Raw genomic sequence first — 11,409 nt, forward strand, 5'->3', positions numbered from 1 at the left:
GCCCCGAACCCGCTGCCGGCCCCGTCGCCGGAGCCGTCCCCGGCGAGCGCCTTGAGGTCCATGCCCGCGCAGAACGCGCCGCCCGCGCCGGTGAGCACGACGGAGCGCACGGCGTCGTCCGCGTCGGCCTCCAGCCAGCCGTCGTACAGGCCGACGAGCATCGGCAGGGACAGGGCGTTCTTGGCCTCGGGGCGGTTGAGGGTGAGCACGAGCGTGGCGCCCTCCCGCTCCACGGACAGATGTTCGGTGCCGCCCATGCGGTGCCTCCCGTCCTGCCGGGTGTGGACCTGGAACAGGTTGCAGTAACCATCCGGCCGCCGCAAGAGTTTTCTGACGGGAAGTCAGATTTTCGCTGCCGCGGGCCTTCCCACCTCTGCGCGCCGGTGCTCTGATGACCGCCACCGCCGGTTGAGGAGGAGTGCCGTGGAGTACAACCTTGCCGACCTGTTCGAGTCGATCACCGACACCGTCCCCGGCCGCGAGGCGCTGGTGTACGTGGACCACCCCGGCACCGGTGCGGAGCGCCGCCTCAGCTACGCCGAGCTGGACGGGGCGGCCAACCGGCTGGCGCACCACCTCCAGGACAGCGGCGTCGGCGCCGGCGAGCACGTGGGCCTGCATCTGTACAACGGCGTCGAGTACGTGCAGACGCTGCTGGCCTGCCTGAAGATCCGCGCCGTGCCCGTGAACGTCAACTACCGCTATGTCGCCGATGAGCTGGCCTATCTGTACCGGGACGCCGACCTCGCCGCGCTCGTCTTCGACGCGGAGTTCACCGAGCGGGTCGTCGAGGCCCTGCCGCGCGCCGGCACCCCCCGGCATCTGATCCGGGCCGGGACTGCGCCCGAGGGCGCCCGCGAGCCCCGCCGCGCCCCCGTCTCCTTCGCCGCGGCGGAGGCGTCCGGCTCCCCGCTGCGGGACTTCGGGCCGCGCTCCGGCGACGACCTGTTCGTCATCTACACCGGGGGCACCACGGGCATGCCCAAGGGAGTGATGTGGCGCTCCGAGGACCTGTTCTTCTCCGGCATGGGCGGCGGGGCGCCCACCGGCGAGCCCGTCTCGCGGCCCGAGGAGCTCGCCGAGCGGGCGGCGGCCGGGGGCGAGGGGCTGGTCTTCTTCCCCACGCCCCCGCTGATGCACGGCACCTCCACGCTGACGCTGTTCATCGCGTTCAACTACGCGCAGAAGGCGGTCATCCACCGGAAGTTCGTGCCCGAGGAGGTGCTGCGCACCATCGCGCGGGAGCGGGTGACGGCGGTCTCGCTGGTGGGGGACGCCATGCTGCGTCCGCTGATCGACGCGCTGCGCGGACCGCTGGCGGGCACCGACCTGACCTCCCTGCTGGCGGTGTCCAGCTCCGGCGCGATGCTCTCGCAGACGGTGCGCGACCAGTTCGCCGAGCTGGCCCCGCACACCGTGCTGCTCAACAACTTCGGCTCCTCCGAGTCCGGTTTCAACGGCACCGCGACCCCCGACGCGGGCGGCACCCAGGGCTTCCGCATCACGGTGAACGACGGCACGGCCGTGCTCGACCCCGCCACCCGGCGCCCCGTCGCGCCCGGCGAGCCGGGGCGGATCGCGCTGCGCGGACACGTCCCGCTGGGCTACTACAACGACCCGGAGCACAGCGCCGAGACCTTCTTCGAGGCCGACGGCGCGCGGTGGGTGCTGCTCGGCGACATGGCGACCGTCGACGACGACGGCGTGGTCACGGTCCTCGGCCGCGGCTCCCAGTGCATCAACACCGGCGGCGAGAAGGTCTACCCGGAGGAGGTGGAAGAGGTGCTCAAAGCCCACCCGGACATCTACGACGCGCTGGTCACCGGCGTCCCCCACCGGCACTGGGGCACCGGCGTCGCTGCCGTCGTCCAGCCGCGCGCCGGGGCCGAGCCGCTGTCGGCCGAGGCGGTACGGGCGCACTGCCGCACCCGGCTCGCGGGGTACAAGGTGCCGCGCACGGTCGTGGTCACCCGCGCCATCCAGCGCTCCCCCAGCGGCAAGGCGGACTACCGCTGGGCCCGCGAGGTCGCCCTGGCGGACGCGGGGGCCGACGCCTAGGGGGTGTTTCGAAAGCCCCGTGCGGCGCATGGGGCGTCCGGTGCGTGCTCTCGGCGTGCCGGGTGAAAGCCCTCGTACTGGGCGTACTCGGGCTTTCGGCCGGTGCGGCGAGAGCACGTGCCGGGCGTTCCAGGTGGCGTGCGGGGCTTTCGAAACACCCCCTAGTCCGGAAGGAACCGTTCGCGCAGCCGGCGCTTGTAGAGCTTGCCGTTGGGGTCGCGGGGCATCTCGGGGACGAAGTCCACGGACCTCGGGCGCTTGTAGCCCGCGAGCCGGTCCGCGCAGTGCTCCAGGATCTCCTCGGCCAGCGCGGGCCCCGGCGCATGCCCCGGGGCCGCCTCCACGACGGCCTTGACCTCCTCGCCCCAGTCGTCGTGCGGCAGGCCGAAGGCCGCGGCGTCGGCCACGCCGGGGTGGGTGAGCAGCGCCGCCTCGATCTCGGCGGGGTAGATGTTGACGCCGCCGGAGATGATCATGTCGATCTTGCGGTCGCGGAGGAAGAGATAGCCCTCCTCGTCCAGGTAGCCCAGGTCTCCGACGGTGAAGAAGTCCCCGACGCGGCTGCGGCGCGTCTTGTCCTCGTCCCGGTGGTAGGTGAAGCCGCCGGTGGTCATCCGCATGTACACGGTGCCGAGCTCGCCCGGGGGCAGCCGGTTGCCGTCGTCGTCGAAGACGGCCAGCTCGCTGATCGGCCAGGCCCTGCCGACGGTGCCGGGCCGCTTGAGCCAGTCCTCCGCCGTGGCGAAGGCGCCGCCGCCCTCGCTGGCCGCGTAGTACTCCTCGACGCACCCGCCCCACCAGTCGATCATCGCCCGCTTCACATGGTCGGGGCAGGGCGCGGCGCCGTGGATGGCGTGCCGCAGCGACGAGACGTCGTAGGCGGCGCGGGTCTCCTCCGGCAGCGCGAGGAGCCGGTGGAACTGGGTGGGCACCATGTGGGTGTGCGTGCAGCGGTGGGCCTCGATGAGCCGCAGCATCTCCTCCGGGCGCCACTTGTCCATCACCACCAGCGGGTGCCCCAGGTGCAGCGCCGCGCCCGCGAACTGGAGGACGGCCGTGTGGTAGAGGGGGGAGCACACCAGGTGCACGTTGCCGTCGAAGGGCCGGATGCCGAAGATGCCGAGGAAGCCGCCGAGCGACTGCTCCTCGGGGGCCCTGCCCGGCAGCGGGCGGCGGATGCCGCGCGGGCGCCCCGTGGTGCCGGAGGTGTAGTTCATCACCCAGCCGCCGGTGCGCCCGGCGGGCGGGTCGGCCGGCTGGCCGTCCAGCAGCTCCCGGTACGGCCGGAAGCCGTCGGCACCGCCGACCGCGAACCGCCGCCCGGCGGGCAGCCCCGCCTCGTCGGCGGCGGCGCGGGCCGCCGCGCCGAACCGCTCGTGGGCGATCAGCACCTTGGCTCCGGAGTCCGCGACGATCCAGGCGATCTCGGGCGCGACGAGATGGTGGTTGACGGGCACCATGTAGAACCCGGCCTGGAGGGCCGCGAGATAGGCGGTGACGAACTCCGCGCCGTTCGGGAGGACGACGGCGAACGCGTCCCCCTCCCGCAGGCCCGCGGAACGCAGCCCGCCGACGAGCTGGTTGCTCTCGCGGTGCAGCCGCGCGGCGCTCCACGGGGTGCCGTCGGGCGCGGTGAGTACGGTGCGGTCCGGATCCTCCTGGGCCTGCGCCCAGAACCCGTTCGGTGCCTCCACGATGACGTCTCCCCTCACTGGCGGTGCCCGGTTCCGGCGAATCGTGCTGAGTCGGGGCTGCCCCTTGCTGTTGCGTCGCAGAGTGCGGCTGCTCTGTAGCTGGTCGCGCAGTTCCCCGCGCCCCTGAAGCGCCCCGCAGGGCCCGGTCTAGCCGCCCTCGCCGGTGAGCCGGCGCAGCCGGGTCACCGCGCGTTCGAAGCCCCGCGTCAGCTCGTCCACGACGGACTGGACGGATCTCTCGGAGTTCATCGAGCCCACGATCTGCCCCACGGGAGTGCCCAGCAGCGGCTCCACCTCCCACCGCTGGATCCGCGCGTTGGCCTCCGCCACCAGCAGGCCCTGCAGCGGCATCGGCAGCGGGCCCGGACCCTCGGCGTCGTCCCAGGCGTCCGTCCACGCCGTCCGCAGCTGGCGTGCGGGCTTCCCGGTCAGGGCGCGCGACCGCACCGTGTCCCCGGATCCGGCGGCGAGCAGCTTGCGGGTCAGCGCCCGCGCGTGCAGCCCGGCCTCGCGGGTGGTCAGCCAGACCGAGCCGAGCCAGCCGCCCTGGGCGCCCAGCGCGAGCGCGGCGGCCAGCTGCTCGCCGCTGCCGATGCCGCCCGCGGCCAGCACCGGCAGCGGGTCGACGGCGCGGACCACCTCGGGCGTCAGCACCATCGTCGCGATCTCCCCGGTGTGGCCGCCCGCCTCGTACCCCTGGGCCACCACGATGTCGATGCCCGCCTCCCGGTGCCGCCGGGCGTGCCGGGCCGTACCCGCGAGGGCGGCCACCGGGACGCCCTGCGCGTGGGAGCGGGCCACGACGTCGGCCGGCGGCGGCCCGAGCGCGCTGGCGAGCAGCGCGACCGGGTGGTCGAAGGCGACGTCGAGCTGGGTGCGCGCGACGCTCTCCAGCCAGCCGGTGATGCGCCAGCCGCCGTCCTCCCCGGCGGGCAGCTCGGGCACGCCGTGCTTGGCGAGGGTGTCGCGGACGAAGCGGCGGTGCTCCTCGGGGATCATCGCCTCCACGTCCGCCTCCGTGACGCCCTCGGCCCGCTCCACGGGCATCACGACGTCGAGCCCGTACGGCAGTCCGCCGGTCTGCGCGTCCAGCCACTCCAGGTCGCGCCGGAGCGCGCCGGGGTCGGTGTAGCGCACCGCGCCGAGGACGCCGACGCCGCCGGCCCGGGTGATCGCGGCGGCGACCGCGGGGAAGGGGGTGAAGCCGAAGAGGGCGTGCTCGGCGCCCAGTCGGCTGCTCAGCTCGGTCTGCAGGGGCATGGGCGCAGCATGCCGCAGCGGAACCGCGGAGGGAAGACACTTTCTGATGCAGCGTCAGATTTTTCCGTGGCCCCCGGCACCGCGCTCCCGCGGCCGGTCAGCGACGCGCGCCGGGCCGGTGGCCGGGCTCGGCGCACACCCGGCCCGCGCGGTCGGGACCCCCCGCGTGCCCGAGCCGCTGCAGGCAGTGCGCCTCGTCCGCGCGGCCGGCGACGGTGTCCGGGTGGCCGGGGCCCAGCACCCGCTCGCGCACCGCCGCCACGTGCTGGTACACCTCCAGGGCCTGGGCCCAGCGGCCCAGCCAGCCCAGCCCGACCGCGATCTCCCGGCGGCTGACCAGCGTGTCCGGGTGGTCGGGGCCGAGCACGCGCTCGCGCGCGGCGCAGACCTCCCTGGCCTGGTCCAGCGCCTCCGGCCAGCGGCCCAGCCTCCCCAGCGCGACGCCCAGCCCGTGCCGCGCGCGCAGCGTCTCCGGGTCGGCCGGACCGCGTGCGCGGGCGCGGGCCGCCGCCAGGTCGCGGTAGAGGTCCAGCGCCTCCGCGTACCGCCCCAGCCTGCCCAGGCAGACGCCCGACTCGTAGCGTGCGGCGAGGGTGCCGGGGTGGTCCGGGCCGACGGTGCCGGCCCGGACCGCGGCGACCTCCCGGTACCCCGCCAGGGCCTCCTCCCAGCGGTTCAGCCGGCCCAGCGCGTAGGCCACCTCGCAGCGGGTGACGAGCGTGTCCGGGTGGTCCGGGCCCAGCACCCGGGCGCGGGCCCGCGCGACCTCGTCGGCCAGGCGGTACGACTCCTCCTGCCTGCCGAGCCTGCCGAGGCTGCAGGCGAGGTTGTGGCGGCAGCGCAGCGTATCCGGGTGCTCGGGCCCCATGGTGCGCTCCCGCGCCGCCAGCACCTCGGCGTACCCGCGGTGCGCGTCGTGGTGGCGGCCGAGCCGCCCCAGCGCGTACGCCGCCTCCTGCCGCGCCGCGAGCGTTTCCGGGTGCTCGGCCCCGAGGCCGGCGGCACGCCCCGCCGCCACCGCCTCGTACGCGCGCAGCGCCTCGGCGTGCCGGCCCAGCCTGCTGAGGGCGAAGGCGAGTTCACCCCGGCTGGCGAGGGTGTCGGGGTGGCCGGGGCCGAGCGTGCGGGCGCGCTCCTCGGCCACGGCCCGGTGCACCTCGCCGGCCTCCTCCCAGCGGCCGAGGCGGGCCAGCCGGATCCCGGCGTCGTGGCGGCTGGCCAGCACGGCGACCAGCTCGGGCGACGGCGTGCGGCGCGGCGCGCCCACCGCCCCGCCGGTCCACTGACCGGTGAGCGCCGCGACCCCGGGCCCGCCGTGCGGCGGGCCGCCGGTGCGGGACGGCCAGGCCCCGCTCGCCCGGGAACCGCCCGCCATCCCCCGCGTCCACGGGGGCAGCGGGGGCTCGCCGGGACCGGCGGTCCCGGCGGGCTCGGGGAACCCCGGCGGGCCCGTGCCGGGGGCACCGCGCGCGGGCGCCAGGCCGGCCGTCAGCTCGGATGCGCTGGACGTCCGGGCGCCGGGGTCCTTCGCCAGTAGCCGGAGGATGGCCTCCTCCAGCGGCGCGGGCACCTCGGGGCGGCGGGCGCGGGGCGGCTCCGGGGCCGTGTCGCGGTGGCCGAGCAGCACCACCCAGGCGTCCGGGTGGTCGAACGGCGGGGTGCCGGTGGCGAGTTCGTAGAGCACGCAGCCCAGCGAGTACAGATCGCTGCGGTGGTCGACGGCGGTGCCCTCGATCTGCTCCGGCGACATGTAGTGCGGGGTGCCCATCGCGATACCGGAACCGGTGAGGCGGGTGGTGAAGCCGATGTCGCGGCCGAGCCGGGCGATGCCGAAGTCGCAGATCTTGACGGTGCCGTCGCCGCTCCGCACCACGTTGGCGGGCTTCAGGTCGCGGTGCACGACGCCCTGGTCGTGGGTGTAGGCCAGGGCCGCCGCGACCTGTTCGGCCACGTCGACGACCTCGGGCACGGGCAGCGGCCCGCCCTGGCGCGCGGCCAGCAGCTGGCTGAGATTGCGCCCCTGCAGCAGCTCCATCACCAGGTAGAGCATGCCCTCGTGCTCGCCGAAGTCGTGGACGACGGTCACGCCCCGGTGCTGGAGCGCCGCGGCGACCCGTGCCTCGCGCCGGAACCGCTCCCTGAGCACCCGGGCGCCGGTGCCGCCGTCCGGCCCCGTCGCCGCCGCCCGCGCACCCCGCGGCTTGAGGCATTTGACGGCGACGTGCCTGCCCAGCGACTCGTCGCGGGCCCGCCACACCTCCCCCATGCCGCCGCGTCCGATGATGTCGAGCAGCCGGTAACGGCCCTGGATCAGGGTGTTGTCCGCCATGGCTCGCCGCAGCCCCCGTCGTCGTCACCGCGCGTCGCCGCGCGCCCTCCCCTTCTGCTCAGTATGGCCGCCCGTCCGCTGCGCGGGTACGGCGTACACCGGTCATCGGAGGACTTGACTGGCGGGCCGGCGGGCCCGGCGGGCCGCTCACGGGGCTTCAGCGGCGCACCCGCGGCATCCCGAGGCCGATCCAGGAGATGATCTCGCGCTGGATCTCGTTGTTGCCGCCGCCGAAGGTGAAGATGACGGCGCTGCGGTAGCCGCGCTCCAGCTCGCCGCGGAGCACCGCGCCGGCGGAGCCCTCGGCCAGCGGTCCGGCCGCGCCGACGGCCTCCATCAGCCAGGCGTACGCGTCGCGCCGCGCCTCGCTGCCGTACACCTTGGCGGCGGAGGCGTCCTGCGGGGTGAGGGTGCCCTTGTCGAGGGCGTCCACCATCTGCCAGTTGAGCAGCTTCATCGCGTCGAGCCGGGTGTGGGTGCGGGCCAGCAGGGTGCGCACCCAGCCGAGGTCGAGCACCCGGCGGCCGTCGGCGAGCTTGGTGTCCGCCGCCCAGCGCCGCACGTCGCGCAGGGCGCGGATGGCCATGCTGCCGTGTGCAGCGAGAGTGACCCGCTCGTGGTTGAGCTGGGTGGTGATCAGCCGCCAGCCCCGGTTCTCCTCGCCGACCCGGCGGGAGGCCGGGACCCGGATGTCCTCGTAGTAGCTGGCCGTGGTGTCGTGCCCGGCCAGGGTGTTGATGACGGTGCAGGAGTAGCCGGGGTCGCTGGTGGGGACGAGGAGCAGGGTGATGCCCTGGTGCGGCGCGGCCTCCGGGTCGGTGCGGACGGCGAGCCAGACCCAGTCGGCGGTGTCGCCGTTGGTGGTCCAGATCTTCTGCCCGTTGACGGTGTAGTGGCCGCTGTCCACGTCCCCCTCCCGTACGGCCCGGGTCCGCAGTGCGGCCAGGTCGGTGCCTGCCTCAGGCTCGCTGTAGCCGATGGCGAAGTCGAGCTCGCCGGTGAGGATGCGGGGCAGGAAGTACGCCTTCTGCTCGTCGGTGCCGAACTGCATCAGCGTCGGCCCGACGGTGTTCAGCGCCATCAGCGGGAGCGGAACGCCCGCCTGCGCTGCCTCGTCGAAGAAGACGAACTGCTCCATGGCCGACATGCCGCGCCCGCCGTACTCGGCGGGCCAGCCGACGCCGAGCCAGCCGTCGGCGCCGAGACGGCGCACGGTCTCGCGGTAGTGGCGCTTGCGCGCCGCGGGGTCGGTGCCGTGGTAGTACGCGTCCTCCGGGACCAGGTCCGCGAAGTAGGTGCGCAGCTCGTCGCGGAGCCGCCGCTGCTGTGAGGTGTAGTCGAGGTACACGTCCCCTCCGTCTCTGCAGAGCATGAGAAGCCGCCGCCGGGCGCTGGAGCAATAGCGTCCGGCGGCGGCGCACACGGTAGAACGTGTTCCATCACATGGGAATGGACAGCGGTTCAGACGCGGTGCACGTCCTCGCGGTTCGGGCCGAGGCCCGCGGGGCTCAGCCGCGTTCCCACAGCGACGGCGCGTTCGGGGGCTCCCAGCCCGGCAGCGCGGTGTGCGACTGGATGCAGCGGTAGGAGGCGCCGTCGTAGGTGACGGTGTCACCCGCCTGGTAGCTGCTCCCGGCCGCCCAGGTGCCCGGGTCCGGCGGGTCCGGCGGGTCGCCGGGGTCGTCGCCGTTCTCGGTGACCAGCGCCAGGCCGTACACCTGGAGCGCCGGGTTGACCGGCTGGAAGAACGTGGTGCCGCCGCGGCTGCAGTCGCCGGAGCCGCCGGAGGTCATGCCCTGGGCCTCGGTGCCGGTGACGTACGCGCCGCCCGAGTCACCGGGCTCGGCGCACACGCTGGTCCGGGTCACGCCGTTCACCGTGCCCTGGGGGTAGGACACGCTGGTGTTGCGCTGCTGCACGGTGCCGCAGTGCCAGCCGGTCGTGGAGCCGGAGCGGCATATGGAGGTGCCCTCCACCGACTCCGTGGAGCCGGTGACCCGCACGTCGCCCCGGCCGTAGCCGTTGACCATCGGGGTAGTCGTCCAGTTGCTGTTGACCGAGACCCACGCGTAGTCGCGGCCGGGGAAGGTGGAGCCCTGGAAGCTGCCCTGGGCCTGCCGGTTGAAGCCGGAGGTGGAGGTGCCGGGCCGGCCGCAGTGGCCCGCGGTGACGAAGCCGCCGGTGCCCTGGCCGCGCGTCACCGAGAAGCCGACGGAGCAGCGGCCGCCGCTGCCCATGTAGTAGGCGTCGCCGCCGCGTACGTCGTACAGCGGGCGCGGCTGGGCCGTGGAGTGCCGCACCGTCACCTCGGAGCGGTCCACCCCGGCCCGGTCCAGGAAGGCGCGGGCCGCGGCCGTGCGCGCGGACTCGACGACCACCCGGTTGTGCTTGACGTCGATGTACCAGGTCGACACGGACTCGGGGGCGGTGCCGTGCGCCGCGCGGTCGAGCTTCTTCAGCACGCCGTCGAGCGCGGGCAGTCCGCGCTCGACGACCCGGGCGCGGGCGCCGGCCCCGGTGATCGTGGCCACCTCGGACCGGTCGGTGGTGGAGACGGTGAGCCGGTCCGAGGTGGTGCCGCTGACGTGCGCGCCGGCGTAGCTGCCGCCGAGCGCTGTGCGCAGTTCCGCGGCCGTGCGGGCCGCGTCGTTCTCGTTCGCGATCCGGGCCTTCGCGTCGGCCCGGGACAGCCCGAGGTCCTCGTTCATGGCCTTCAACAGGCCCGGTGAGAGCTGGTCATCGGCGACGGGCGCCCGGTCGGGAGCGGTCGGCTGGGCCGCGGCCTGGCCGGAGAACCCGGCCAGGATCAGTGCGCCCGCGGCGAGGGCGGCGGTCACGGCGGCGGTCGCCGTGCGTGAGCGGCGTGGGGTGGATGGAGCGGATCTCGCATGAACCATGGGGGTGCTCCCTGGCGTATGTCGAGCGGGGGTTGGCGAAACCGTAGCCGTTCCCGGCATAGGTCTGGACCTCCCAGCTCTCCCCCTCCCACGGCGTTATGGCTCCCCCAGCTCCCGTTGATGGACCCGGCGCCAGCGGGTGAAGCTCGGGCTGAGCGCCACCGCGTCCTGGTGCGCGGCCCGCGCCTGCGCGAGGGTGGCGGCGCCCGCCTCGGCGGCGGGCGACCCCGGGTACCAGCCCAGGACGTGCCGCCACAGCAGCGGCGCCCCGGCGATCGCCCGGGTCACCAGGCCCGGCGTGGGCGGGAACGTCGCGCGGCACAGCCCGACGGCGCGGCCCACCTGCACCAGGTGGATGCTGGCCGCGGTGTCCGTCTCGTACACCGAGTCGGGGGTGAAGCCGACCCGGGCGCACGCGGCGGCGAAGCACTCCGCGAAGCAGCCGTCGCCGGGGACGTCCACCCAGTTCTCGCGGGCCATGTCACCGAGCGGTATCTCCTCCCGGTCCACCAGCGGATGGTCCTCGCGCAGCATCAGGAACACCGGGTCCGTGGCGACTTCTCGCCACACCAGCCGTCCCTGGCAGGGCGGCTGGCTCTCGCCGCACACCCCGCCCAGCGCGTAGTCGATGCGCCCCTCGACCAGCAGACCGGCCAGCTCGACCAGGGACCAGGAGGTGTACGTGGTGACCGGCGCCTGGGGGTGCGCGGTGGCCAGCCGGTCCACCAGGCCGCCCAGCAGCGGCCCGTGGGTCCCGCCGAGCCGGAACCTGGGCAGCCCGGTGCGCGCGGCGCTCTCCCGGCTGAACCTGCGGGCCTCCTCCTGCAGCTCCGTCACCGCGGGCACCAGCACCCGCGCCCGGTCCAGCACCAGTTCGCCCAGCGGGGTGGGGCGTACGCCGTGCGGGCCGCGGATGAACAGCTCGCCCCCGAGCGACCGTTCCAGCCGCTTCAGCTGGGCGCTGAGCGCGGGCTGCGCGAGGCCCAGGCCCGTCGCAGCGCGCGTCAGGCTCCCGGCCTCGGCGATAGCCCAGACGACCTTGAGGTGCCGCAGCTCCAGATCCATGCGGCACAGCTTGGGGCGGGCCCGGGGGTCCCGCAAGGGACCGGCCGCAGCATCCCGGGTGGGAACCGTTCCCGCACCCTCACCGGCGGGCGTGGTGGGCCAGGGG

At 74.9% G+C, this 11,409-nt stretch carries 8 protein-coding genes; 1 reads left to right on the top strand and 7 read right to left on the bottom strand.

What is annotated here, in order from left to right; all coding sequences use genetic code 11:
* The coding region (locus G5C65_RS20730) for an enoyl-CoA hydratase-related protein (RefSeq protein ID WP_206442080.1) at positions 1 to 257 on the bottom strand (257 nt) is incomplete at its 3' end.
* 166 nt (positions 258 to 423) lie between these two features.
* Between G5C65_RS20730 and G5C65_RS20735 the strand changes: the two genes are divergently transcribed.
* Positions 424 to 2,058, top strand: coding sequence for an AMP-binding protein (locus tag G5C65_RS20735; RefSeq protein WP_165300387.1), 1,635 nt, complete (start codon positions 424 to 426; stop codon positions 2,056 to 2,058).
* A 161-nt stretch (positions 2,059 to 2,219) separates the two neighbouring features.
* On the opposite strand, the gene G5C65_RS20740 is transcribed toward G5C65_RS20735, so the two are convergent.
* From G5C65_RS20740 to G5C65_RS20765, 6 genes are all read right to left on the bottom strand, one after another.
* Positions 2,220 to 3,755 carry an AMP-binding protein gene (locus G5C65_RS20740; RefSeq protein WP_165300392.1) on the bottom strand — a complete coding sequence of 512 codons (1,536 nt, stop codon included), beginning with the start codon at positions 3,753 to 3,755 and terminating at the stop codon, positions 2,220 to 2,222.
* A 144-nt stretch (positions 3,756 to 3,899) separates the two neighbouring features.
* Entirely contained in the window at positions 3,900 to 5,006 is a 1,107-nt protein-coding gene (locus G5C65_RS20745; protein ID WP_165300393.1) for an NAD(P)H-dependent flavin oxidoreductase, read from the bottom strand.
* Between the two features lie 103 nt (positions 5,007 to 5,109).
* A complete protein-coding gene (locus G5C65_RS20750; protein ID WP_165300388.1) occupies positions 5,110 to 7,341 on the bottom strand; it encodes a serine/threonine-protein kinase in 2,232 nt (743 codons plus the stop codon).
* A gap of 157 nt (positions 7,342 to 7,498) precedes the next feature.
* Positions 7,499 to 8,689 carry an acyl-CoA dehydrogenase family protein gene (locus G5C65_RS20755; RefSeq protein ID WP_165300389.1) on the bottom strand — a complete coding sequence of 397 codons (1,191 nt, stop codon included), beginning with the start codon at positions 8,687 to 8,689 and terminating at the stop codon, positions 7,499 to 7,501.
* A 160-nt stretch (positions 8,690 to 8,849) separates the two neighbouring features.
* The gene (locus tag G5C65_RS20760) at positions 8,850 to 10,238 is read right to left on the bottom strand and encodes a carbohydrate-binding protein (RefSeq protein ID WP_165300390.1); all 1,389 of its coding nucleotides are present in this window, start codon (positions 10,236 to 10,238) and stop codon (positions 8,850 to 8,852) included.
* Between the two features lie 96 nt (positions 10,239 to 10,334).
* Positions 10,335 to 11,303 carry a LysR family transcriptional regulator gene (locus tag G5C65_RS20765; protein WP_165300391.1) on the bottom strand — a complete coding sequence of 323 codons (969 nt, stop codon included), beginning with the start codon at positions 11,301 to 11,303 and terminating at the stop codon, positions 10,335 to 10,337.
* Between the last annotated feature and the right edge of the window lie 106 nt (positions 11,304 to 11,409).

Origin of the sequence: Streptomyces boncukensis (assembly GCF_011045075.1) — a bacterium.
GTDB classification, from domain to species: domain Bacteria; phylum Actinomycetota; class Actinomycetes; order Streptomycetales; family Streptomycetaceae; genus Streptomyces; species Streptomyces boncukensis.

Excerpts from the sequence above, each read along its gene's own strand:
- G5C65_RS20750 (WP_165300388.1), bottom strand. The coding sequence starts at position 7,341 with ATGGCGGACAACACCCTGATCCAGGGCCGTTACCGGCTGCTCGACATC.
- G5C65_RS20760 (WP_165300390.1), bottom strand. The coding sequence starts at position 10,238 with ATGGTTCATGCGAGATCCGCTCCATCCACCCCACGCCGCTCACGCACG.
- G5C65_RS20765 (WP_165300391.1), bottom strand. The coding sequence starts at position 11,303 with ATGGATCTGGAGCTGCGGCACCTCAAGGTCGTCTGGGCTATCGCCGAG.